General features: G+C 69.5%; 19 protein-coding genes and 2 tRNA genes. 8 read left to right on the forward strand and 13 right to left on the reverse strand.

The annotated features are described in order from the left end of the window. A partial coding sequence (locus tag D7W82_RS06905) for an FHA domain-containing protein (RefSeq protein WP_120617568.1) occupies positions 1-750 on the forward strand: 750 nt, incomplete at its 5' end. A gap of 48 nt (positions 751-798) precedes the next feature. Here the strand turns inward: D7W82_RS06905 and D7W82_RS06910 are convergent. Further along, complete coding sequence (locus D7W82_RS06910; RefSeq protein WP_120617569.1) at positions 799-2,475, reverse strand: serine/threonine-protein kinase; 1,677 nt, start codon at positions 2,473-2,475, stop codon at positions 799-801. 111 nt (positions 2,476-2,586) lie between these two features. On the opposite strand from D7W82_RS06910, the gene D7W82_RS06915 reads away from it, so the two are divergent. After that, positions 2,587-3,354 carry an FHA domain-containing protein gene (locus D7W82_RS06915; RefSeq protein ID WP_014395768.1) on the forward strand — a complete coding sequence of 256 codons (768 nt, stop codon included), beginning with the start codon at positions 2,587-2,589 and terminating at the stop codon, positions 3,352-3,354. A 75-nt stretch (positions 3,355-3,429) separates the two neighbouring features. Here D7W82_RS06915 and D7W82_RS06920 read toward each other — a convergent pair whose 3' ends face one another. After that, on the reverse strand, positions 3,430-3,792 hold the full coding sequence (locus tag D7W82_RS06920) for a TraR/DksA C4-type zinc finger protein (RefSeq protein ID WP_014395767.1): 363 nt from the start codon (positions 3,790-3,792) through the stop codon (positions 3,430-3,432). Between the two features lie 126 nt (positions 3,793-3,918). Here D7W82_RS06920 and D7W82_RS06925 point away from each other — a divergent pair, with 126 nt between their 5' ends. Continuing rightward, positions 3,919-4,800 (forward strand): diadenylate cyclase, encoded by an 882-nt coding sequence (locus tag D7W82_RS06925; RefSeq protein WP_120617570.1) that lies wholly within the window; start codon positions 3,919-3,921, stop codon positions 4,798-4,800. 13 nt (positions 4,801-4,813) lie between these two features. Here D7W82_RS06925 and D7W82_RS06930 read toward each other — a convergent pair whose 3' ends face one another. From D7W82_RS06930 to dnaK, 6 genes are all read right to left on the reverse strand, one after another. Continuing rightward, positions 4,814-5,383 carry a PspA/IM30 family protein gene (locus D7W82_RS06930; protein ID WP_120588307.1) on the reverse strand — a complete coding sequence of 190 codons (570 nt, stop codon included), beginning with the start codon at positions 5,381-5,383 and terminating at the stop codon, positions 4,814-4,816. A gap of 15 nt (positions 5,384-5,398) precedes the next feature. After that, positions 5,399-7,681, reverse strand: coding sequence for a vWA domain-containing protein (locus D7W82_RS06935; protein ID WP_120617571.1), 2,283 nt, complete (start codon positions 7,679-7,681; stop codon positions 5,399-5,401). A gap of 35 nt (positions 7,682-7,716) precedes the next feature. After that, positions 7,717-10,248, reverse strand: coding sequence for an AAA family ATPase (locus D7W82_RS06940; RefSeq protein ID WP_120617572.1), 2,532 nt, complete (start codon positions 10,246-10,248; stop codon positions 7,717-7,719). A gap of 54 nt (positions 10,249-10,302) precedes the next feature. Continuing rightward, on the reverse strand, positions 10,303-10,710 hold the full coding sequence (locus D7W82_RS06945; protein WP_120617573.1) for a thiol-disulfide oxidoreductase DCC family protein: 408 nt from the start codon (positions 10,708-10,710) through the stop codon (positions 10,303-10,305). 28 nt (positions 10,711-10,738) lie between these two features. Beyond that, entirely contained in the window at positions 10,739-11,596 is an 858-nt protein-coding gene (locus D7W82_RS06950; protein WP_120617574.1) for a hypothetical protein, read from the reverse strand. Positions 11,597-11,812: 216 nt separating this feature from the next. After that, positions 11,813-13,726: a molecular chaperone DnaK gene (dnaK, locus tag D7W82_RS06955; protein ID WP_120617620.1), complete on the reverse strand. Its 1,914-nt coding sequence runs from the start codon at positions 13,724-13,726 to the stop codon at positions 11,813-11,815. 405 nt (positions 13,727-14,131) lie between these two features. Here dnaK and D7W82_RS06960 point away from each other — a divergent pair, with 405 nt between their 5' ends. Next, entirely contained in the window at positions 14,132-15,220 is a 1,089-nt protein-coding gene (locus D7W82_RS06960) for a diacylglycerol kinase family protein (RefSeq protein WP_120617575.1), read from the forward strand. A gap of 70 nt (positions 15,221-15,290) precedes the next feature. Here the strand turns inward: D7W82_RS06960 and D7W82_RS06965 are convergent, their stop codons facing one another. The 5 genes from D7W82_RS06965 to greB all read right to left on the reverse strand — a co-directional run bounded on the left by D7W82_RS06965 (position 15,291) and on the right by greB (position 19,539). Then, on the reverse strand, positions 15,291-16,052 hold the full coding sequence (locus D7W82_RS06965; protein WP_120617576.1) for a cyclopropane-fatty-acyl-phospholipid synthase family protein: 762 nt from the start codon (positions 16,050-16,052) through the stop codon (positions 15,291-15,293). 87 nt (positions 16,053-16,139) lie between these two features. Next, positions 16,140-16,457 (reverse strand): YbeD family protein, encoded by a 318-nt coding sequence (locus D7W82_RS06970; RefSeq protein WP_120596522.1) that lies wholly within the window; start codon positions 16,455-16,457, stop codon positions 16,140-16,142. Between the two features lie 34 nt (positions 16,458-16,491). Then, positions 16,492-17,811, reverse strand: a complete 1,320-nt coding sequence (locus tag D7W82_RS06975; RefSeq protein ID WP_120617577.1) for a PhoH family protein — start codon at positions 17,809-17,811, stop codon at positions 16,492-16,494. A gap of 183 nt (positions 17,812-17,994) precedes the next feature. Beyond that, positions 17,995-18,990: a deacetylase gene (locus tag D7W82_RS06980; RefSeq protein WP_120617578.1), complete on the reverse strand. Its 996-nt coding sequence runs from the start codon at positions 18,988-18,990 to the stop codon at positions 17,995-17,997. A 9-nt stretch (positions 18,991-18,999) separates the two neighbouring features. After that, positions 19,000-19,539, reverse strand: a complete 540-nt coding sequence (greB, locus tag D7W82_RS06985) for a transcription elongation factor GreB (protein WP_120617579.1) — start codon at positions 19,537-19,539, stop codon at positions 19,000-19,002. Positions 19,540-19,728: 189 nt separating this feature from the next. On the opposite strand from greB, the gene D7W82_RS06990 reads away from it, so the two are divergent. From D7W82_RS06990 to D7W82_RS07005, 4 genes are all read left to right on the forward strand, one after another. Further along, positions 19,729-19,801 (forward strand) — tRNA-Lys (locus D7W82_RS06990). Positions 19,802-19,813: 12 nt separating this feature from the next. Then, positions 19,814-19,886 (forward strand) — tRNA-Glu (locus D7W82_RS06995). Between the two features lie 440 nt (positions 19,887-20,326). Next, positions 20,327-22,057, forward strand: a complete 1,731-nt coding sequence (locus tag D7W82_RS07000; RefSeq protein ID WP_233587351.1) for an N-6 DNA methylase — start codon at positions 20,327-20,329, stop codon at positions 22,055-22,057. Beyond that, positions 22,050-23,306 (forward strand): restriction endonuclease subunit S, encoded by a 1,257-nt coding sequence (locus tag D7W82_RS07005; RefSeq protein ID WP_120617581.1) that lies wholly within the window; start codon positions 22,050-22,052, stop codon positions 23,304-23,306. The genes D7W82_RS07000 and D7W82_RS07005 overlap by 8 nt, the downstream gene beginning before the upstream one ends. The last annotated feature ends 2 nt before the right edge of the window (positions 23,307-23,308 follow it).

Here is a 23,308-nt window from a genome sequence, read left to right on the forward strand (position 1 = left end):
GACAACGCCCTGCCCCCTCGCGGCGGGACGGGGGCCACGGCGCCGGTTCCGGCAGGCGCGCCCCCCGCGACGACCGGCGCCACGGCCCGCCCCGCGCCGGTGGCGTCGCGCTTCGGGCTGGCGGTCATCGCCGGGACGACGCGCGGCCAGCGCTACAAGCTCCCGGTGACGGGCTGCGTGGTGGGCCGCCAGCGCGGCGCCATCCTCTTCCCGGACGACGTCTTCGTGTCACCGCTGCACGCCACCTTCCTCGTGAAGGACGGCGCCCTCTTCGTGCGCGACGAGTCGAGCGCGTCGGGCGTCTACGTCACCTTCGCCGGCACGGAGCCGCTGGCGCCGCGCGCCCTCTTCAGCGCCGGCCAGCGGCTGTTCCGCTTCACCGGCCGCGTGGAGGCCCCCGCGCCCGTGGCGGGCCGCCCCACCCCGTATGGCTCGCCCGTGCCGCTCGGCCAGGCGCTGTACGGCGTGGAGGAGGTGCACATGGGTGGCAGGGCGGGCCGCGCGGTGGTGACGGCCGCGGCGCTGCTCACCATCGGACAGGCCCACTGCGACCTCGCGTACCCGAACGACGAGGGGCTCGCCGGCCGGCACTGCGAGCTGAGCCCCACCGCGACGGGCGCGATGCTGCGCGACCTCTCCGGCGGCCTGGGCACCTTCGTGCGCATCCCGCCCGCCACGGAGCGGCCCCTGCGTCCGGGCGACCGCGTCCGCCTGGGCCAGCACGTCATGCAGGTGGAGACGCTGGGCTGACGCGAAGCAGCCCGCCCCCGCCGGAGCGGGACGGGCGCTGCCGGCCGCTCAGGGCGACGAGGGACGCGCCACCGGGCTGCCGAGCCGGACCTCGATGTACGCGCGCGCGCGCGAGTCGGGCATGTCGGTCAGGTGGCGCACCCACCAGCCGCGGGCCTCGTCCGTGTTGTCGCGCTGCCAGTACAGCTCGCCCAGCTTGAGGGCCAGCTCCGCTTCCGGGTTGAAGTTGAAGGCTTCCTTGTAGCTGGAGGTCGCGCGGCCCAGCTCCCCGGCCATCACGTCGCGGTCCCCGTCCTGGGTCAGCTTGCGCGCCTTGTCCACGTTGCGCGCGTTGCTGGGGATCTGCCGCAGGTAGTCCGGCTGATCCGAGCCGGAGGTGAGCAGCCGGGGCGCGTTGGGCGGCGCCACGTACTGGTTCCCCTCGGAGCCGCTGCCCGCGCCAATGCCGAAGTAGTAGACGAAGAAGCCCACCGCCCCCAGCACCAGCACGGTGGTGAGCGCCTTGAAGAAGAGGATGATGCCCTCGCCGCCACCGGAGGCGGGCGCGACCACGGAGGTCTGCGTGCCCTCCTGCGCGAGCGTGGCCTCCGCGGAAACGGGCGTGCGCGAGTGGGGCAGGCCCTGCACGGTGGCTTCCACCGTCACGTCGTTCCAGGCCGTGTTGTTGCGCGCGGCGTTGTGCGCGGCCTGCGACTTGCGCGGGATGGGAGCCAGCACGCCGGAGGCCTGGGGACGGCGCCCGCCCGTGTCGTTGGCGGCGGCCCCTCCGCGACGGCGCTCCTTGTCCACCGCGAGCAGCTCCGCCTTGAAGGCCCCGGCGTTGGCCGGCCGGTCATCCGGGTCCTTGGACAGGACGCGGAGGATCAGCCGCTCCATTCCCGGGGAGATGCGCGCGTCCGGACGGCGGCGCGTGGGCGGAGGCGGCTCCTCGGTGAGGTGCTTGGTGGCGAAGCCCACCGCCGAGTCGGACTCGAAGGGGAGCAGGCCCGTCATCAGCTGGTAGAGGATGACGCCCACCGCGTACAGGTCCGAGCGGTGGTCCAACACCGCGCCGCGCGCCTGCTCGGGCGACATGTACTCGGGGGTGCCGCACACGAAGCCCGCGCGCGTGAGGGCCGGGCCCTCGTCCTGCGAGTCGGTGATCTTCGCGATGCCGAAGTCCAGCACCTTCACGAAGTCCGGCTCGTTGCGGCGCTGCTCCACCATGATGTTCTCGGGCTTCAGGTCCCGGTGGATGACTCCCGCGCCGTGCGCGTCCGACAGCGCGCTGAGGATTTGAAGGGCGATGCGCACCACGCGCGCCTCGCCCAGCGGCCACTCGCGGCTGAGGATCTGATGCAGGTCCTGCCCGGCCACGTACTCCATCGCGATGAAGAGCGCGCCGTCGTCCGCCTGACCGAAGTCCAGCACGCTGATGGAGTTGGGGTGGTTCAAGCGGCTGGCGGCCTTGGCCTCGCGCTGGAAGCGCGCCACGGTGCGCTCGTCCGACAGCAGCGTGTGGCGCAGCACCTTCAGCACCACCATCTTGTCCAGCGCGAGCTGACGGGCGCGGTACACCTTGCCCATGCCACCCTCGCCGATGAGGGCTTCCACCCGGTACTTGGCGGCAATCGTCTTGCCCACGTATTCGTCGCCGCCGTCCGCCGTGCGCAGGAGCGTCGCGCCGCAGGCGGGGCAGTAACGGGAGGAATCTTCGGCGTCGGCGCCGCAGGAAGGGCAGTACACGTCAGCGTCCAGTCAGTGGGGCCGGGACTTCACCATGCCCCTCGGGTGGGAGCAAGCCGTGCGCTGTCGGGCCCCCCAACGCGGCGCGGGCCTGCTAGAAGGGACGCTCGCATGGACGCCGTGGACTACTGCCCCCGCTGTGACACCGAGAATTCCCGGGATGCCACTGTCTGCCGAGCTTGCGGCTCGGCGCTGCGCTCCGGGACCATGGTGATGGCCGTGGCGCACATCTCGTCGCGCCCCCAGGTGTCCATCCGCGTGGTGCGCGCGGACGGCGGCCCGGAAGCGCTCGTGCGCATGCAGCGCGACACCCTCACCTGCGGCCAGCAGGCGGACATCGCGCTCAACGACGACCCGTTCATCATGCCCGTGCAGGCGCGCTTCTTCTTCTCCGGCGCCCGCCTCGCCATCGAAGACGTGGGCGGCGCCAACGGCGTCTTCGTGCGCCTGCGCAATGAGCGTGAGCTGCCCGCCGGTGGAGAGCTGCGCCTGGGCCGCCAGCGCATGGTGCTGGAGCCCATCCCCGCCGCGGCGCTGGGGCCCGGCGGCACGCAGGTGTGGGGTTCGCCGGATCCCGGCTACCGGCTGCGGCTCATCCAGCTGCTGGAGGGCGGCCTGCGCGGCGCGGCCTTCCCGCTCAAGGACGGCGACAACCTGCTGGGTCGTGAGCAGGGCGACATCGCCTTCCCCACGGACGGCTTCGTGTCCGGGCGGCATGCGCTGCTACAGGTCAGGGGGGACCGGCTGATGGTGCGCGACGTGGGCTCGTCCAACGGCACCTTCATCCGCCTGGCGGGGCCGACCTTCGTCGACAACGGCGATCACTTCCTCATCGGCCGCCAGCTGCTGCGGGTGGAGATCCAGCCCGCGGCGGCCTGAAGCGGCGGTCCTTCGCTCGAGCCGCGCGGACCGCACGGGCATGGAAGCCCCGTGCGGCCCGGTCAAGCCACGGCTTCAGCCGTACGACTTCTCCTTCTTCTCCTGCTCTTCCTTGCAGCGGATGCAGAGCGTCGTCACCGGACGCGCATCCAGACGCTTCGGGGAGATGTCCTCCTCGCAGCGCTCGCAGATGCCGAAGGTGCCGTCCTCCACGCGCTTGAGGGCGCCGTCGATCTTCTGCAGGAGGAACTTCTCGCGGTCCCTCAGACGGAAGACCATGGACTGGGTGTACTCGGAGGCGGCCTGGTCGATTTCGTCAGGCAGGTCGTCCGTGTCGAAGGACGATTCCTCCACCAGGGTCTTCTTCGCGCTTTCGAGCAGGCTCGCTTTGCTGTCCTCGAGCATCTTCTTGTAACGCTTGAGATCTTTCTGGTTCACAGCCTGCGGCTCCGTTGGACGGGTAGAGGGGGCCTGCCCCCGAAAAAAAGGGCCCGAAAGCTTTATTCATGCAGCTGCCAGTGTCAAGCTGACCTGCTCTAAAACGAAGGGTGCATGAGGGGCGCCTTGAGCGACAACACGAAGTTCGATCGGGAATTCATGCGCTCGGCGCTCTCCCTGGCCGCCAAGAGCGAGGTCGACCACTTCCTCTACATCTGCGACACGCCCATTGCGCCGGAGGACCTCCGGGGTAAGCCCGCGCGCAAGAAGCTGGTGTACGCGGTGACCATGGACAAGCTGGCGCAGGAGCTCCTGCACAAGAAGGTCCGCGCGCTCGTCATCCCCGCGTACGACTACTCGCGCACGGAGCGGGTGAAGGTGGCGCTCGTGTCCGCGCTGTCCCAGGGTGCGTTCAAGGAAGGCGACCTGGTCCTCTGCATGACGGGCAAGGTGGGCCGCGCGCCGGACACGCTGATGCAGATGCGCATCGGCGGGTCGCTGGACGACCGGCTGGCCATCGAGGGCGTGAAGCTGGGCGAGGAGTTCAACTCGCAGGTGGTGGACGCGCTGATTCAACTGGCGCTGCAGATTGGCCAGGAGGGCTTCGAGGGCCACCCCATCGGGACCATCATCACGATTGGTGACCACACGAGCGTGCTGGAGAAGAGCCGGCAGCTCACCATCAATCCGTTCCAGGGCCTGTCGGAGTCCGAGCGCAACGTGCTCGACCCGAAGATCCGCGACGCCATCAAGAACTTCTCCGTGCTGGACGGCGCGTTCGTCATCCGCGAGGACGGCGTGGTGCTGTCCGCCGGCCGCTACCTGTCCTCCAACGACGACACGGTGAAGATTCCCCTGGGCCTGGGCGCGCGTCACGCGGCCTCCGCGGGCATCACGTCCACCACCCACTGCATCGCGCTCACGGTGAGCCAGACGTCCGGCGCGGTGCGGCTCTTCAAGGGCGGCAACATCGTGCTGGAGCTGCACCAGACGGCGCGGCGGACCTGAGAAGCGCCCTCCCCTACTTCACGCGCTCGGGCGCGGCGTGGGGCTGGTGCTCTTCGCGGTAGATGTCCGCCAGGGCGTGCGCCTTCTCCACCTCGTCGCGCGCCGCGTCCAGCGCCATCACCCGGTCGAAGCGCTCCACCTGCTCGCGCAGCGCTTCCGTGACGACGCCGCCCGCGGCCATGCGCGCGGACGCGCTCTCCCGCTCGATGCGCAGGTCCGCCACGCGCTCGCCCAGCTCGCCGGCCGCGCCGAGCAGCAGCTCCGAGTCCCGCTCCGCGCGCCGCAGCGACTCCCGCGTGGATTCCAGCAGGCGCTCGGTCTGCACGCGGTCGCGCTCCAGCACGCCCACGCCCTTCGCGTCTCCCCGGTCATGCGCCGTCTGCCGCCGTCCGGCGATGTCGCCCAGGCGGGCCGTGTAGCGCGTCACGCCGCGGGAGAGCTCGCCCTTGAGGGCCAGCAGCGTGGCGGCGGACTTGCGCACCTCGGCAGCCTGGCGCTCCAGGTCCTCGATGAGCCGGTCGAACGTGGCCAACGGGTCCACGGGCGCCGCGGGGGTCTTCTTGCGTTTGAGGAAGCCGAACATGGCGCGAGCCGAAGCCTACCCGAACGGGCGGCAGAGCAACCGCACCCGTTCCAGTGCCTCGGCCACCGGACGCCCGCCGCCGGACAGCACGGCCAGGTAGCGCGCGGGCGTGAGTCCGTAGACGGACAGCAGGTGCTGCAGGAGCACCACGCTCTCCGTCGCGCGCCGGTCCGCGGAGGCGAGCGACGCGGCCTCGCCCACCGCCTCCAGGATGTCCGTCACCCGCGCCACCAGCTCCGCGCCGGGCGTCTCCGGCACGAGGGACGCAGAGGGCGCGGACGGGAAGAGCGCGTCGAAGGAGGCCTCCACGGCCACGCCCGACCCGGGCGCGCGGCCCGCCGCCACCGCCTCCAGCGCCTCCAGGTGCGGGGCCAGGGCCTCCAGGGCCTCCAGCGAGGCCGGCACGTCGCGAGGCAGGAGCGTGCGCCAGGGCGTGTCGAACTCCGTGCGCGCCCAGCGGATCTCCTCGTCGGAGAGCGGGTGGTAGAAGGCGCGGCCTCCCGCGGCGCGCTGCTCCAGCACCAGGGACTTGAGGTCCGGGTTCTCCTCGCCCAGCGAGATGAAGCTCAGCGCGATGTCCAGGGCGCCCATGGGCGCGCGCGTGCGGCGGATGAGGTCCAGGTCCACGCGGTCCTCGCCGTCGGTGATGAGCACCACCGTGGCGCGCGCGAGGTACGGGTCGCGCCCCTGCGCGGCGCGGATGGAGTCGAAGGCGGACAGGAGGGCCAGGGAGATGTCCGTCTGCCCTTCCGCGGGCGAGTCCCGGAAGAGCTTCTCAATCTGCCGGGTCGCCTCCGCGGCGGTGTCCACGCGGGCCAGCTCCGTGGGCACGTCGTTGAAGAAGCTGAAGTAGAGCGGGTCGAAGCTCTCTCCGCGCCGCGCCTTCACGCGCAGGTTGTTCAGCTCCGCGATGATCAACGCGTCACGGAAGCGCGCCCGCGCGCCGTGCATGGAGCCGGAGGCGTCACAGACGTAGACGCGCACGGCGGTGCGCTTCACCTTGCGCGGCTTGGGGGGCGGCGCGTCGTCCAGGTACGTGCGCACGAGCTGCCGGTGCCCCGCGAGGTCCTGGAGCAGGCGCCGAGGGTCCGTGATGACGAAGTGGTGGACCTCGTCCAGGCTGCCCGTCGTGGCGAACGACATCGTCTGCGTCGGATAGGGCACCTGGCGCGGGACGGCGCGCACGGCGGCGGCGTCCTTCTCGACGATCTCCTCCGACAGCGCGTCCTCCACGTCGAAGAAGCGCGCGCACCCCGCCGCCAGGTCGAACGTGGCCAGCTGCTCCGGCTTCAGGGAGAACGCCAGGTCCGCGAGCTGCTCGTCCGGCGCGTCCTCCGCCTCGCGTCCGGAGTCCGCCTCGGCATCCGCCTCTCCCAGCCACTGGAGCCGCGTGCCCGCCTCCGCGTCCTCCACCATCCGCGTCAGCCGGGACTCGGGGGGAAGCAGCGGCGTCAGCGCGCGCCGCGCCGCCGAGGCCAGCTCCGCGTCTCCCGCTTCGATGGCGCGTTCGTAGAGGCCCTGCAACGAACGGTAGGCGCCCCGGGGATCCCTCTGGGCAGTCTCCCGCACGCCGCGCACCAGCGCCTCCAGGGAGCGCGTGGGAGGCACCTCGCGCACCCGCTCGCGCGCCTCCGCCACGTCGGTGCGCAGCGCCATGCTCCGCGCGCGGTCCGCGTCCGTGGTGCCCAGGCGCAGCAGCATCTCGTGGGCCAGGTCCAGGTCGCGCCGCTTCTGCACCAGGTCGATGACGTTGTCCCGCGCGCGAGCGGCCAGCAGCTCCGCGACGGCCAGGCGCGCGTTGGCCGGCGGCCGCTCCCGGGTCGTCCCGGCCGGGCGCTCGAAGATCTCGAACGGCGCGTCCTCACCGCCCTGGGCCTCCAGCGGACGGCTGAAGAGATCCGCCACCTTCACCGCGCGGGCCAGCCGCACGAAGCCACGGTCCAGCGCGGTGAGGGCCCCCGAAGGCATCTCCCCGGAGCGGTGCGCCTTCTCCACCAGGCGCAGGCACTCCTCGTACTCCTCCAGGGCCTGGTTGGCGCGCGTCGCGAGCCCCTGCGCGAGCGCCCCCGCCCTGCCCCGCTGGGTGCCCAGCGCGAGCAGCAGCCGGGCATCCGCGGCGGTGTGGATGCCCACGCGATCCAGCTCGCGGTCGAGCGCCACGAGCACCGGCAGGCCCAGGTCCTCCGGCCCCTTCAGCTTGCGGCCGAAGGGCCAGGACCACGCGCCGCCACGGGCCGCCGCGGGCTGGCGGAGCGCATCCAGGCGCTGCCGCAGGGGAGTGAGCCGACGCGCCAGCACGTCTCAGCGCCGCCTTCCGGACAGGGCCCCCGCGCTCACGGCGCGGTCCGCCGATCCAGCACCTGCCGGCTGAAGCGTCCGAAGTCCTCGTCGACGCCGCGAAGCTGGGTGGACAGCTTGCGCGCGCGCTCGCCCAATTCGCCCGGGAGCGTCTCCAGCAGGCCCAGGGCGGCATTGAGCCGCACCAACTCGCCCTCCTTGAGCGCGAGCTGGGGGAAGCGGCTGCGCACCAGCCGTTCGAAGGTGCGCTCCGCGTCGGCGCGGCCGTTGAGCGCGTCCGGTGCGGGCAGCGCGGACAGCAGCTGCGTCAGCCAGCTGCGCAGGTACTTGATGCGCGACTGGAGGAAGGACAGCTCCGCCTCGCCCACCGCCGCGTGCACCGTGTCGGAGAGGAACGCCGACGCGGACGGGGGACGCGCCGCCATCAGCTGCCCGTCCAGGGCCACCAGCGCGTAGAGCTCGCCGTCGGGCGCCTGCGCGGACAGCTCGCCCCGGTAGTAGGTGTACGCGTCGCCGCTGAGCACTGCGTTGGGGGCTGGCGGGGGGCTGGCCACCTCGCGCGACAGCACGCGGGCGTGCTCCCGGAGACGGTTCTCCATCAGGTCGCGGCACTCGGCGAGCACCGGCTCCGCCTTCACGCCCTCGCGCCGCAGGTTCTCCGCCACCGCCTGCACCGCGCGGCCGTACTGTTCGATGCGCTCGAAGGGAGTCGCCCCCAGCACCTCGCGCGCGTACGCCACGCTCAGCGGCCGGAGCATCTCCTGCTTCAACCCGGCCTGCGAGGGGTCCAACGCCGTCAGGGCGGTCTCCAGTTGGGTGAGCCGGCGCGAGTCCGCGGACAGCGCATCCAGCGGATCCTTGCGGCCCCGGGGCGCCTGCGCGGGGAACGCCGCCGACACCCGGCGCCGAAGCGCGGCCACCACCCGGCGGCGCGTGTTCCGCTCCGCGTCGCGCAGCCGCTCGTGGAGGGACGGCACCTCCTCGCTGATCAGCGCCACCAGCAAGCCCATCACGCCCAGCTCCTCCTCCAGGTTCTCCGCGAGCCCGATCAGCCACTCCATCTTGACGCTGTCCTCGAACGCCAGCCCCTCCGCCGCGGACGCGCTCATCTCCAGCGCCTGCTCCAGGAAGCGCGCGGCCGACTCGCACAGCGCGGGGTAGCCCGGCTTGAGCTCCGGCACCGCCCGGCTCAGCTCCAGGACGTCGCGGATGGCGATGAGCAACGCCACGCCGCCGCGCCCCTCCCCCTGCCCCGCCGTCATGCCCCGCGACAGCCGCTGCTCCAGGGCCGCCACCAGCGCACGCGCCGCCACCAGCAGCGGCGCCCGGTTCTGGCCGTGGCGAGGCCCGGGCACCAGCTTGCCCAGCACGCCGCGCGCGGTGGTGGACACCACGCCCGCCTGCCAGTTGCGGCTCAGGCCCTCCGCGGCGTTCACGTCGTCGGCGGCCGCGAGCGTCGTCGCCTCGCGCTCCACGCCGCCGCCCAGCTCCTGGCGCACCTTGCCCAGCACCTCGTCGAAGGTGCGCTGCTCCAGCCGGACGATCTCCAGCTGCGCCCGCTCGCGAGGGTCCACCGCCGCCTTGAGCAGCGCGTCCGCCTCCGCCGCGGGCGGACCGCCCAACAGGAAGAACCAGCGCAGCGCGTCCAGGTCCTCGACGGTCGCCTCGAGCGGCCGGTCCGGACGGCGGTAGATCTGATCGCGCACCACCGCCGCCTTCAGCGTCCAGAGCGCCTTCACCACCGAGCGCTGGGAGAAGTACTTCGTGGGCACGTAGTCCGGCAGCTTCGACACCTGCGCCACGAGCGCGCGCTCCAGCGCGTCCGTGAGCATCTCCACGCCCTCCAACACGTGGCCGGGCACCTTCACCTGGGCCACCGCGTCCTGGAGCAGATCCAACTGCTGGAGCGTCAGCGTGGCGCGCAGGTCCGGCCGCGTCCCGTGCACGAAGCGGTGCAGCATGGCGGCCCGGCTCTCCCGCCGGGCGAAGGCCTTGGGCACGAAGCTGATGAAGCTCAACCGGTCCGCGAACGCCAGCAGCAGCTCCGGCGAGCGCGCCAGCACCTCCGTGAGGTACCGGTTGCTCGTCATCACCACGCACTCGGTGCGGCCGGCCGTCACCTTGCGGCCGTGCTTCAGCTCCCGCTCGTACATCACGTTGAGGATGGAGCGCAGCAGCATGTCCCGGCCGTCGAAGACCTCGTCCAGGAACGCGTGCACCGCGCCCAGCATGCCCTCGTCGGTGAGGTACTCGGTGCGCCCCGTCTCCGTGAGCACCTTGAAGTCCACCGGACCGATGAGGTCCGTCTGCAGCGTCGTCTCCGCGATCTGCTTGGAGAACAGCGACGGCAGCCCGGACACCTCGTCCGTGATGCGCCCCAGGACGGCGCTGGCGACCGCGCTCTTCGCCGTCCCGGGCGGCCCCACCACCAGCACGTGCTCGCGGCAGAGCAGCGCCAGCTCAATCTGCGTGAACAGCGTTTCCCGCTCCAGGTACGTCTCCCGCAGCTCCCCGAAGAAGCGGCGAAAGGACTGGGCGGCCTGCAGGTTGGGAGGAGGCGAAGTCACGAAGGGGCCAGAGGAGGATGCGGGGAAGGCCGCATGCTACCCGCGCCCCTCCCCCTATTTGAAGTGCACCGCACAGGCCCCGTCGGGGCAGTTGCGACCCGCGATGCGGAAGCGGTAGCGGGCCACCACCCCGTACACGGCGTCCGCCAGCTGCCGCAGTCCGGGGACGTAGTACACGTAGAGCAGCCGCCCCAACGGCCGCCGGCCCAGCGCGCGGACAATGGCCTCCGCTCCCTCCAGGACCCGGCCATCCGCCTGGATGAGCTGCATGGCCTTCTCACAGCGCTCGAAGCTCACCCCCGGGAAGGCAGCCAGGACGCCCTCGTCGCGGAACGAGAGCAGCTCCGTGCCCTGCCCACCCACCAGCTTGCGCATCTCCCGAGCGGCGCCGCTGCACACGCGGCAGTGGCTGTCGTAGAGCACCACGTCATGTCCCGGCGGCGTCGTCTGGAGCGTCGTCATGCGTCAGCGTCCCCTTGCGCCCAGTATGTCAACGCGGCTTGAACATCTCATGCAGTTGTCCGTGCACGCTGCGCCAGATGTCGTGCTGCCGTTCAATAGGATCCATCAGCGCCATGCCCACCGACGTCGCCGGGGAGCTGCCCTGGAAGGCCGAGTACTGTCGGATGCGCGTGCCGCCGCTGCCGTCGTCGTCGAAGACGAACTGGTTGGTACCGCGCAGCGGGTGCCCGTCCAGGGTGGTGATGTGGACGACGCGCTCCGTCTCGTTGAGCTTCACGGTGATGGGCGCCCACACCGGCGGCGGCCCCTGCTCCTCCAGGAACAGCCGGGCGCCGTCCGTCAGCGCGCTCGCCGCTGGCCGCAGTGAGATGCCCGCCGCGCCGAAGAGCAGCTCCGGGTTGCTGACGAAGGCCTCGAAGGCGTCCCTCGCGGACACACCGGGGAGGGTGCTGGTGTAGTCGGTGAGCGCCGTGGGAGCCCCCGCGATGGGCGGGCTCGGGTCCAGGTGTCCCAGCTGCTTGCGCGCGTAGGCATCCATCGAGGCGCCCTTGTCCAACGTCACGCTGAACGCGGCGGCCTGGGTCTGCTCCAGGAGCCGCGCCCCCTGCTTCAGCTGCTCCTGGATGGAGCCCGTGGGCTTCGGCGGGAACGCGCCCCCCACGCCGAAGTCGAAGCCGTTGCCCTCCCGCGCCCGGGGCGCCACCTGCGGCGCCCGCGCGGGAGTCGTGGCCGGCGCGCCGGTCCCCCGAAACACCTCCACGGAGTTGGCCGGAGCGGCCGACGTCCGCGAAGGCACCTCCGAGCGCGGGGCCAGGGGAAGCGCTACGCCCTCGGGCGCGGGGAGGTCGGGGAGGACGCCGGACAGCAGGGAGTCGATGCGGGACATGGCGGGACACCTTCAGGGTGGACAGCGAGGAACCCACCCGCCCCTTGCAGTGCTTCCGCCACCCGCGCCCGCGTGAATTCGCGGGGTTGCTCCCGGCCCTCATCCCACGTCCGGCACACCCGTCCACCGCCGCGGAAAAGAAGAAGGCCGGCGCCCCTCGTCGGAGCACCGGCCCTTGGACTTCAGCCCCCGCCTCGAAGCGGGAGGCTCACGGCATCAAGACTGGCGGAACTCGGCGTCCACCACGTCGTCCTTCGCGGACGGCTGGGCGCTGGAGCCCGGAGCCGCGGAGGGCTCGGCGCCCGGAGGAGGCGTGGCACCCGGCGCGCCGCCGGTGGCCCGGTACATCTCCTCCGCCGCCTTGTAGCTGGCCTGCTGGAGCTTCTCGAGGGCCGCCTTGATGGCGTCCTTGTCCTGCCCCTCGCGGACGGAGTTCAGCTCCGCGACACCGTCCTCGATGGCCTTCGCCACGTCGGGGGTGAGCTTGTCCTTGTTCTCCTTGATCATCTTCTCCGCGGCGTAGGACTGGCTCTCCGCCTGGTTCTTCACCTCGACCAGCTCGCGGCGCGCCTTGTCCGCGCTCTCGTTGCTGCGCGCGTCGTCGACCATCTTGGTCACTTCGTCCTTCGACAGGCCGGACGAGTGGCTGATGGTGACCTTCTGCTCCTTGCCGGTCGCCTTGTCCTTGGCGTTGACGTTGAGGATGCCGTTCGCGTCGATGTCGAACGTCACCTCAATCTGCGGCACGCCGCGCGGCGCCGGGGGCATGCCCGTCAGGTGGAAGCGGCCGAGGCTGCGGTTGTCGCCCGCCATCTCGCGCTCACCCTGCAGCACGTGGATCTCCACCTGCGTCTGGCCGTCCGCCGCCGTGGAGAAGGTCTCCGACTTGCGCGTGGGGATGGTGGTGTTGCGCTCGATGAGCTTCGTCATCACGCCGCCCAGCGTCTCCACGCCCAGCGACAGCGGCGTCACGTCCAGCAGGAGGATGTCCTTCACCTCGCCGGAGAGCACGCCCGCCTGCACCGCGGCGCCCACCGCCACGACCTCGTCCGGGTTCACGGAGCGGTTGGGCTCCTTGCCGAACAGCCGCTTCACGGCCTCCTGCACCATGGGGATGCGCGTGGTGCCGCCCACCAGCACGACCTCGTTGAGTTCCTTGGGGTCCAGCCCCGCGTCCTTGAGGCACTTGCGGCACGGCTCCAGCGAACGCTCCACCAGCGGGCCAATCATCTGCTCGAACTTGGCGCGCGTGAGCTTCACGTTCAGGTGCTTCGGGCCAGATGCATCCGCCGTGAGGAACGGCAGGTTGATCTCCGTCTGCGTCGCGCTGGACAGCTCGATCTTGGCCTTCTCCGCCGCCTCCTTCAGGCGCTGGATGACCATCTTGTCCTTGCTGACGTCGAGCCCGGTGTCCTTCTTGAACTCGCTGATCAGCCAGTTCATGATCTCCAGGTCGATGTTGTCGCCGCCCAGGTGCGTGTCGCCGTTCGTCGCGAGCACGTCCACGACGCTCTCGCCCACCTCCAGGATGGACACGTCGAAGGTGCCGCCGCCGAAGTCGTAGACGGCGATCTTCTCATCCTTCTTCTTGTCCATGCCGTACGCGAGCGCGGCCGCGGTGGGCTCGTTCACGATGCGGCGCACGGTGAGGCCGGCGATCTCACCGGCGTCCTTCGTGGCCTGGCGCTGGGCGTCGTTGAAGTACGCCGGGACGGTGATGACCGCCTCCGTCACCTTCTCACCCAGGTAGTTCTCCGCGGCGCGCTTGAGCTTCAAGAGCACCTGCGCGCTGATCTCCGGCGCGCTGTACTGCTTGCCGGCGATGTCCACGCGCGCGTCGCCGTTGGGGCCCCGGCCCACCTTGTAGGGGACGAGCTTCGCCTCCTCGGTCGTCTCCTCGAAACGGCGGCCCATGAAGCGCTTCACCGAGTAGACGGTCTGCTCCGGGTTGGTGATGGCCTGGCGCTTCGCCACCTGACCGACCAGGCGCTCCCCGTCCTTCGTGAACGCGACCACCGAAGGCGTCGTGGGGGCTCCCTCTTCGTTGACGATGACCTTGGGCTCGCGACCCTCCATGATCGCCACCACGCTGTTCGTGGTGCCCAGGTCGATTCCGATAATCTTGCCCACGGTTCCCATCCTCTGGAAATGACTGCGTTTTTCCTGCGAAATCCCGATGTAAGCCCAACGTAACCACCCCCCCCGGCGTGTCAAACGCGAGGGCGGGTTTCACCGCGGGCCCGGGCACCCAGAGCAAAGGTGATGACGCCCGCTGCGTAGCGCAGTGCGCAGCCCCGGCCGGCCGCGTGTCACCGGAACGCCATCCGCGCGCCACGGGTGCGTAACGCGCTCTACACTGCCGTCACCCCGCGGTAGCAACCGGGCGGGCATTTTGGACACCAGCGGACCGTTCAACCCCTCGGAATCACTTCAACCCGCCCGCCTGACACCGCGCGTCAGGGGTTGGCGAGAAAAGTGCACAGTCCAAACCGCGTCATCGCTGTCATACCGCTCCCCGCCCCTTTGGAGTCGTCCATGCTGGTTCAGCCCCTGCGTTCCACGGACTTCCGCCGCTCCCCCGCGGCGCAGCCGTCCGCCGAACCGAAGGTCGCGGTGCTGCTGAACGCGAACGCCCGCAAGGTGGACGCCCGGGTCGTCAAGCTGCTGTCGCACGTGGTGCCGGAAGAGGACCTGTTCCTGTCGCGCTCGCCGCTGGACGCGCGGCGCATCGCGCAGACGGTGCTGGAGCGGGGCTACCCTACCGTCTTCACCGGCGGCGGCGACGGCACCTTCATGGGCTTCGTCAACGAGGTGCTGCAGCAGGTGGGCCCGCGCGGGAAGTTCGCCGGCCAGGCCGCGCCGCGCTTCGGCATCCTCAAGCTGGGCACGGGCAACGGCATCGCGGCGTTCGTCAACGCGTCCAGCACCCGGGGCGACGGCATCCTCAACGACGTGGTGCGCGCCCGCGCGGCGGAGTTCCCCAGCGTGCGCACCATGGACCTGGTGCAGGTGGACGGCCAGCGCGCGCCCTTCGCGGGCCTGGGCGTGGATGGCAAGGTGCTCAACGACTACATCTCCGTGAAGGAGTCGCTGGGCAAGGGCATGTTCAAGCGGGTCATGTCCGGCGGTGGCGGCTACTTCTCCGCGGTGGCCTTCAAGACGGTGCCGCACTACCTCACCAGCTCCGTGCTGGTGGAGTGCGAAGTGGTCAACGGCCCGTCGGAAGCCTACCGCCTGGGCGCGGAGGGCCAGACGGTGGGCGGGCCGCTGGCGCCGGGCGCGCTGCTCTTCCGGGGCAAGCTGATGATGGCCGCCGCGGGCACCATGCCCTTCTACGGCTACGGCTTCCGCATGTTCCCCCACGCGAATGACCGCCGGGGCTTCCTGCAGCTGCGCCTGGGCCAGGTGTCGCCCACGCAGGTGCTGGCCAACCTCCCCCGCCTCTGGAACGGCCGCTGGGCTCCGGAAGGCTTGCACGACTTCCACGCCCGCGAGGTCACCATCCGCTTCGCGCGCCCCATGCCCTTCCAGGTCGGCGGCGACGCGGCCGGCTACCGCGAGCAGGTCACGCTGTCCGTGGCGCCCGAGTCCATCGAGCTGCTCGACTTCAACGGCGTGCAGTAGCCGCGGTCCCGGCGGTTGAAGGGCCCTGAGTCTCCGGGCCCTCCCCCACGCAGCAAGACTCCGACAGGCTTCAGCCGCGGTCGCGCGACGCCGGGGGCTTCTCGCCCGGCTCCTTGCGACGGCCCACGGCGAACGCGTAGCTGACACCCGGCCGCTGGTTGTGCTCGCGGTGCAGGGCCAGCTCCTCGCGGAAGGTGGCGCTCTCTGGCGAGGCGCCTTCCGGCAGGTTCGCTTCCATGTCCTTGTAGAGCGCGTCCAGCTCCGTGTCGTGCAGCGACTCCACGGACTCCGGCTCGAAGCCGGCGTTCTCCAGCGCCTGGAGCAGCTCGCGCGGCAAGAGCAGCGGCGCGCCCAGGCGCTTCTCCCAGAAGTCCAGCACGGGCTTGGGCGTGAAGCGGCCCACCTTCGCCGGGAAGGTGAAGCCCACCCGGCCGCGCTTGCCCAACAGCGGGCGGAACACGCGCAGCGACACGTCTAGCGGGTACTGCACGCGCCCCGACACGAGGATGCCGTGGAAGGGGCCATCCAGCATGCCCAGCGCGTCCGGCGCCACGCGGCGCACTTCAATCCGGTCCGCCAGGCCCTGGGTGCGCACGCGCTCGCGGACGGGGGACACCAGGGCCTCATCCGTGTCCACGGCCACCACGGAGCACTTGAGCTCCTGGGCCAGCAGCACGGCGGCGCCGCCCTCCGGGCCACAGCCGAGCACCAGCACGCGGGAGCCCTGCTCGAGCTGGGCCACCTTGGCGAAGCGGCGCGTGGCGTCGTCGGATCCGAACGCGCGCTGCGCCCCCGGCGGGTGGTACAGCGGGAAGTGCTCGGCGGGACTCATTCCACCCTCATATACGCACCCCGGCCGGACTTCCAGCCGCCGGCGGCCTCCGGGCGCCCTGGGGCATCCGGCCGCGCACCGCCTGCCTCACAGGTAGTAGACGATGCGGGGATCCTGGTGCAGCTCCGCGTAGATGGCCCGGCGCTGCTCCTCGGACAACAGCAGCACGGACACGCTCAGGGACACGAACTTCCCCTTGCGGCTGTGCTGCACGTGGATGGAGTCCGGGGAGACTTCCGACCCCAGCTTCCGCCGGAAGAGCGAGCGCACGTGCTCCTCGAAGCCGGGCGTCTCCTCGACCGTCGCCTTGCCCATCACCTTGTACTCGTAGACGGAGGGGTACTCGACGAGGGGCTTCTTCTCCTCGCCGGGGGCGTCGGGCTTGTCGGTGCCGTCCTGGGTCATGACACGTCTCTATCAGGCACGGGCCTTCGGCGCTCTACAGCAGGTTGGCCGCCAACTCGGCCAGCATGCTGCGCTCGCCCTTGGCCATGGTGATGTGGCCGGCGATCTTCTCGTTCTTGAAGCGGTTGACCACGTGCACGAGTCCGTTGTTCGTGGAGTCCACGTACGGGTTGTCGATCTGGAACGGGTCGCCGGTGAGGATGATCTTCGTGTTGTCGCCCACGCGGGTGAGGATCGTCTTCACCTCGTGCGGGGTGAGGTTCTGCGCCTCGTCCACGATGATGAACTGGTTGGGGATGCTGCGCCCGCGGATGTACGTGAGCGGTTCTATCTCCATCAGCCCCAGGTCGATGAGCTCATGGTGGCCGCGCCCGGCCTTCTTGTCCGCGCGGCTCAGGTTCATGAGGAACTCGACGTTGTCGAAGATGGGCTGCATCCAGGGGTTGAGCTTCTCCTCGACGCTGCCGGGCAGGTAGCCGATGTCCCGGCCCAGGGGGAAGATGGGACGGCTGACCAGCAGCTTGTGGTACAGCCCCTCCTCCGTCACCTTCTGCAGGCCCGCGGCGATGGCGAGCAGCGTCTTGCCCGTGCCCGCCTTGCCGACAATCGTGACGAGCTTGATGTCGTCATTGAGCAGCAGGTCCAGGCAGAAGGCCTGCTCCATGTTGCGCGGACGGATGCCCCAGGTGCCTTCCTTGCTGCTGCGCGCGAGCGGCACGAGCCGCGCCTTGGCGCCGCTGAAGCGGGCCATGGCGGTGTGGGACGGGTTGAGCTCGTCCTTGAGCAGCACCAGCTGGTTGGGGAAGAGCCGGTCCTGGGCGGGCACCTCCACCTCACCGCCGGGCTTGTAGAGCTGATCCACCATCTCCGTGGGAACGAGCAGCTCCGTGAAGCCGGTGTAGAGGTCGGTGATTTCGACGCGCTCGGTGTCGAAGTCCTGGGCGGACAGGCCCAGGGCGTCGGCGCGGATGCGCAGGTTGGTGTCCTTGGTGATGAAGACGGCCTGGGTCTCCGGCTCGGTCTCCATCACGTCCAGGGCCACCGCGAGGATGCGGTTGTCCACCAGGTTGCCGTCCGCCATGGAGGACGGCAGCGAACGGTCGGTGAAGGCCACGCGGAGCATCCCGCCGTGCGGCAGCGGGACGCCCTCCTTCAAGGAGCCCTCGGCGCGGAAGGAGTCCAGGTAGCGCGCCACCAGCCGCGCGTTGCGCCCCAGCTCGGAGAGATCGCGCTTGAACTGATCGATCTCCTCGATGACGTAGATGGGGATGATGACGTTGTTGTCCTTGAACCCGTAGATGCTGCGGGGGTCATGGAGGAGGACGTTCGTGTCGAGGATGAAGTTCTTTCGCATCGAGGGCTTCGCGACCTGACCTGGTTCGGGTGCGATTGCTGACGGCGAGCGACGACCGTGGAGGACCGACGCCTTCCAATATAGGCACCGAACGAGGGGCCACCAGCCGCATTCCCGTCCGCAAGCGCGAAGGTCCGTCCGAAACAGCACGGCGGTTCCGGCACAGGGCGCTACAGCGGGCCCTCAGGAGGTCGCGGCCGTGCGCAGCGCGGCGGGCGCGGGCTCGCCGGCGTCCTGGAACGGAGAGGCGGGCGCCAGCGGATCATACCCCAGGACCTCCACCACCCTCTCGGGCGGGGGGCCGGGGGGCATGCGGGCCCAGGGGAAGCGCGCCTGCAGCGACTCTTCGTCCAGGGACAGCACCTGCTTCGCGTGAAAGCGCCAGGCCTTGTGCCAACCGTTCGTGTCGAGCCGCCGGGCCACCCGCCGCGACAGGGGGCTGATCATCGGAGAGGGCGTGAAAGGGGCCGTCTGTCCCTGCGCGTCCCGCATGCAGCCCAGCTCCACCGCCCACGCCAGGAGCCAGCGGGGCCAGCCGCGGCCCGCGCGACGAAGGGCGCTGAAGTGCCCCTGCGCGGCGCCGTCCCCGAAGGTGAAGCGCGGCTCATAGACGCACGCCGCGGAGAAGGTCGCGGGCATCAGCGCCACGCCTTCCGCGCCGATGCGGCGGGCCATGAGGTGCAGGAGCTCCATCAGGTCGCGCGACAGGGAGAGTCCGGGATGGAGCTGTCCCGGGAGCGGCGGCCGGTTCCAGTCAAAGGGGCGCCCCGGGTGCTGCAGGAGGAGGCTGTCCACGTAGAGCAGCGGCGCCTCCGCGGCCGAGCGGGTGAAGCCGACCTCCGCCCCCAGGGACTGGCGCAGGGACAGGTCCACGACGGCCGCGTGGTAGCGGCGGCTCAGGACGGTGATGCGCGGCTGGAACGGATCCTGGCAGGACAGGCGCACGTGGACGGGGCCCACCCGCTCCTCCAGGCGCTGCGCGAAGCCGTAGGCCCGGAGGGCGTGCTCCAGGCCCTCCTGGCTGTAGGTGCCGAACGCCAGGCCCACGCGGTCACCGCCGGACTCCAGGCCCAGGTCGTCCAGGGACAGGGACTCCTCCGCGGACGCGGCCAGGTCCGCGCTGCTCAGGCGCGAATAGGTGCGGCGAGCATGGGAGCTGAGCTCTGGCGTCCGGGGCATGGGGGCGTCCTAGTCGTAGCGGATGTCCACCAGGGTGAGCTCAATCTCACCCCGTGGGCGCCGCACCTCCACGGTGTCGCCCAGGGTCTTGCGCAGGAGCGCGCGGCCCATGGGTGATTCGACGCTGATGCGGCCTCCGGAGGCGTCGATCTCGTCCGAACCGACAATCTGGTACGTGCTGCGGATTCCGGCCTCGTCCTCCAGGGTCACGGTGGCGCCGAAGTAGACTTTCGAGCGCTCCCCCTGTTCCGAAGGGGTGACGATGGTGGCGGTGTCCAGGCGCTTCGAGAGGAAGCGGATGCGCCGGTCGATCTCCCGCAGGCGCTTCTTGCCGTAGATGTATTCGGCGTTTTCTGAACGGTCGCCCTGGGCGGCGGCGGCGGAGACCTCGGCGGTGACCTTGGGGCGGGCCTCGTTGAGCAGCTGGAGCAGCTCGCGGTGCATGCGCTCGGCGCCCGTGCGGGTGAGGTAGCGGCGGAACGGGGCCTGCTCCCCTGCCTCTTCGTCCTCGGGGGTGTCGTCGGGCGGTTCGGGAGCTTCCTGGGACATGCCCTGTGTATAGCGCCGGACGCTGACAGGTGGAGGGCGCCGGGCCGGCGGATGTTCACCGCGGGTCGGGATGGGGCATGTCAGGAAGGGGCGCCTGCGATCGCCAGTGGAACTCCCCGGGCGCTGCTGGTAGGAAGCGCCTCGCGGGGCCGCTGGCGGATCCGCGGCCGGTGCCAAAAAAAGAATAGCGAGTCGCTAGCTCAGCTGGTAGAGCACCGGCCTTTTAAGCCGAGGGTCGGGGGTTCGAGCCCCCCGCGACTCAAGCAGTGACGACGTCCCCGTCGTCTAGAGGCCCAGGACGCTGGCCTTTCAAGCCGGTAACACGGGTTCGAATCCCGTCGGGGACACTGGAACAGCCCCGTAGGTGCCCTGGAGACACAGGGTGCCTACGGGGCTGAACCGTTTCTGGGGGTCGATGACATACGGATTGCGTACGTCAATCCCCTTGCGACTCGCCTCGCTTCTCCATCGGCGTGCCCTCTAAAACGACGGGGCCCGAGGCCTTGAGAGATTCACGCAGTGCCGCATGCTCGGAGTCCAGCAGCGCTGAGTAGAAGCGGAAGACCCGTGAACTGGGGGAGCACCTTGGCGGTTGCGGTATGTTCCATCGCCGATGGCTCCCTCCCCTCCCCTGACTCCTCAGCAGCGGCGCTCAGCGCTTGAGAATCTCTCCCGTGACCGGCTCATTCGCCTCTCCGACCACTTCAAGTTGGACGTCGGCGACCGTCGAGTCGCTGAGAACCACATCAGCGCAATCATTCGGTCCGGGTCCGTGGACTTCGGGGAATTGCTCGGCCTGCTCAAGCGCGAGGAGCTTCAGGCCATCTGCGAAGCTCTGGGATTGGACCGGGGGGGCCGTGAGAAGGAGCTCCTCGTCCAGCGCATCCTGAACCTCGGCGAAACCAGCGACGAAGTTGAGACTGCTGCCAATGCGTCCGTGGCTGCCCAGCCTCAAGCCGGAACGAGTAAACGGGCTCGCACCGAGAAGAACGGCGGCGATCTCGGCTTCGAGGCCACCCTCTGGCAGGCGGCAGACAAGCTCCGCAACAACCTTGATGCCGCTGAGTACAAGCATGTGGTCCTCGGCCTGATCTTCCTCAAGTACGTCAGCGACGCCTTCGAAGAGCGCCGGACCCAGCTTCTGGCTGAAGCCGACCAGGGTGCAGACCCCGAAGACCCGGACGAGTACCGGGCCGAGAACATCTTCTGGGTCCCCCAAGAGGCACGTTGGACTCAGCTCCAAGCGCAAGCGAAGCAACCGACCATCGGCAAACTCGTAGACGACGCCATGGTCGCCATCGAGCGAGACAACCCTAACCTCAAGGGCGTCCTGCCAAAGGAGTACGCCCGCCCGGGGCTCGACAAGCAGCGCCTTGGCGAGCTGATCGACCTCATCGGCAGCATCGGCCTTGGCGATCGGGAGAACCGCAGCAAGGACATCCTCGGCCGGGTCTACGAGTATTTCCTCTCAGAGTTCGCCAGTGCCGAGGGCAAGAAGGGCGGCCAGTTCTACACGCCACGGTCCGTGGTGAAGCTACTCGTGGAGATGCTGGCGCCGTACCGTGGCCGCGTCTACGACCCCTGCTGCGGTAGCGGCGGCATGTTCATCCAGAGTGAGAAGTTCGTGGAGGCCCACGGCGGCAAGCGCGGGGACATCAGCATCTTTGGTCAGGAATCGAACCCCACGACCTGGCGCTTGGCCAAGATGAACCTTGCGATTCGGGGCATCGACGCGAACCTCGGCGCCGAGAATGCTGACAGCTTCCATCGAGACCAGCACAAGGATCTGAAGGCTGACTACGTACTGGCAAACCCGCCGTTTAACGACAGCGACTGGGGCGGTGAGCGACTCCGCGAGGATGTACGCTGGAAGTTCGGGGTGCCCCCAGCCGGCAATGCGAACTTCGCCTGGGTCCAACACTTCATCAACCACCTGTCGCCGACCGGGACAGCGGGCTTCGTCCTGGCGAACGGCAGCATGTCCTCGAATCAGAGCGGCGAGGGTGACATCCGCAGGGCCATGATCGAGGCAGATCTCGTGGATTGCATGGTGGCGCTGCCTAGTCAGCTCTTCTACTCGACGCAGATCCCAGTCTGCTTGTGGTTCCTTGCCCGCGACAAGAAGAATAACCGGCGCCGGGACCGGTGCGGCGAGACGCTGTTCATCGACGCCCGCAAGCTCGGGCGGATGATCGACCGCACCCACCGTGAGTTGACCGATGAGGACATCGCTCGGTTGGCCGGGACCTACCATGCGTGGCGTGGTGACAGGGGCGCCGACAAATACGAGGACATACCCGGATTCTGCAAGGCGGCGCGCCTTGAGGAGATCAGCAGCCACGGCTTCGTACTGACCCCGGGCCGGTACGTCGGCGCAGAGGACATTCCGGACGACGACGAACCCTTCCCTGCTCAGTTCCGGCGGTTGGCCTCGATACTTGAGGCGCAGTTCGAAGAGGGGGCCCGTTTGGAAGCTGCGATCCGCGACAATCTCCGAAGGCTTAGCCGCGATGCGTAACGACTGGGTCCAGACAACCGTTGGGGACCTCATCCGTGCCAAGGGGGGCAGCATTAAGACAGGCCCCTTCGGTACGGTTTTGAAGGCAAATGAGTACTCCACCGATGGCGTGCCGGTGATCTCGGTAGGCGAGATTGGATACGGCTCGTTTCGGCTTCATCGGGCAACCCCCCGTGTCCCTCCAGCCGTGCTCGCTCGGTTGCCGGAGTACGTGCTGAAAGCTGGCGATATCGTCTTTGGCCGCAAGGGAGCAGTTGACCGGTCAGCGCTGGTAAGGAACTCGGAAGCGGGATGGTTCCTGGGTTCGGACGGGATTCGCCTCCGGTTGTCCGACGAGTGCGACCCGTCCTTCTTCGCGTACCAGATTCAGAGTCCGGCAACACGGGCATGGTTGCTTCAGCATGCGACCGGGACAACCATGGCTTCCCTCAATCAAGGAGTGATCGAGAGGATCCCGGTAGTGGTGCCCCCACTCTTCGAGCAACGCGAGATGGCAGGCATCCTGCGACCGCTCGACGAAAAGATCGACCTCGACCGCCGCATGAACCAGACCCTAGAGGCCTTGGCCCAAGCGCTGTTCCGGTCCTGGTTCAGTCAATTCATTTCCCGTCCAGAAGTACAAGTGCCCGTGAAGATTCTTCTCGACGAGGGGGCACTCGCGATTGGAGATGGCTACCGCGCCAAGAACAGCGAGATGGCTGACACCGGTTTGCCTTTTGTCCGAGCAGGTGATGTCAGCGACGGATTCGCTCTCGATGGCGCCGACCTGCTCGGCGATGAAGCGCTGAGCAAGGCGCGAGAGAAAGTCTCGCGCCGAGGCGATGTGGTCTTCACATCGAAGGGAACCGTTGGCAGGTTCGCTCGCGTCACGGCTCGAACAGCCCCCTGCGTCTACTCGCCCCAACTGTGCTACTGGCGCCCTCTCATCCAAGATCGGGTCAACCCGATTTTCCTCTGGCACTGGCTCCGTAGTTCTGAGTTCTGGGCGCAGGCTGCAGCAGTCAAGGGGCAGACCGACATGGCCGACTACGTGAATCTGCGAGACCAGTCCCGAATGAAAATCTCGCTGCCTCCCATCGAAGATCAGATGGAGATTGCTCAGGTGTTGGAGCCGCTAGACGAACGTATAGATCACAACCGCACTGAAAGCCGCACGCTTGCGGCACTGCGGAACATGCTGCTGCCGAAACTCCTCTCCGGGGAGAGCCGCGTCCGCGACGCCGCGGCACAACTCGCGGCCAGTGCCTAACC

It is taken from the genome of Corallococcus sp. CA049B (genome assembly GCF_003611685.1).
In the GTDB taxonomy this organism is placed as follows: Bacteria; Myxococcota; Myxococcia; order Myxococcales; family Myxococcaceae; genus Corallococcus; species Corallococcus coralloides.

Bases quoted from the DNA above. Each gene is read 5' to 3' on its own strand.
- D7W82_RS06970 (WP_120596522.1), bottom strand. From the start codon at position 16,457: ATGACCCAGGACGGCACCGACAAGCCCGACGCCCCCGGCGAGGAGAAG.
- D7W82_RS06960 (WP_120617575.1), top strand. From the start codon at position 14,132: ATGCTGGTTCAGCCCCTGCGTTCCACGGACTTCCGCCGCTCCCCCGCG.
- D7W82_RS07005 (WP_120617581.1), top strand. From the start codon at position 22,050: ATGCGTAACGACTGGGTCCAGACAACCGTTGGGGACCTCATCCGTGCC.
- D7W82_RS06915 (WP_014395768.1), top strand. From the start codon at position 2,587: ATGGACGCCGTGGACTACTGCCCCCGCTGTGACACCGAGAATTCCCGG.
- D7W82_RS06980 (WP_120617578.1), bottom strand. From the start codon at position 18,990: ATGCCCCGGACGCCAGAGCTCAGCTCCCATGCTCGCCGCACCTATTCG.
- D7W82_RS06965 (WP_120617576.1), bottom strand. From the start codon at position 16,052: ATGAGTCCCGCCGAGCACTTCCCGCTGTACCACCCGCCGGGGGCGCAG.
- D7W82_RS06945 (WP_120617573.1), bottom strand. From the start codon at position 10,710: ATGACGACGCTCCAGACGACGCCGCCGGGACATGACGTGGTGCTCTAC.
- D7W82_RS06975 (WP_120617577.1), bottom strand. From the start codon at position 17,811: ATGCGAAAGAACTTCATCCTCGACACGAACGTCCTCCTCCATGACCCC.
- D7W82_RS06930 (WP_120588307.1), bottom strand. From the start codon at position 5,383: ATGTTCGGCTTCCTCAAACGCAAGAAGACCCCCGCGGCGCCCGTGGAC.
- greB (WP_120617579.1), bottom strand. From the start codon at position 19,539: ATGTCCCAGGAAGCTCCCGAACCGCCCGACGACACCCCCGAGGACGAA.
- D7W82_RS06950 (WP_120617574.1), bottom strand. From the start codon at position 11,596: ATGTCCCGCATCGACTCCCTGCTGTCCGGCGTCCTCCCCGACCTCCCC.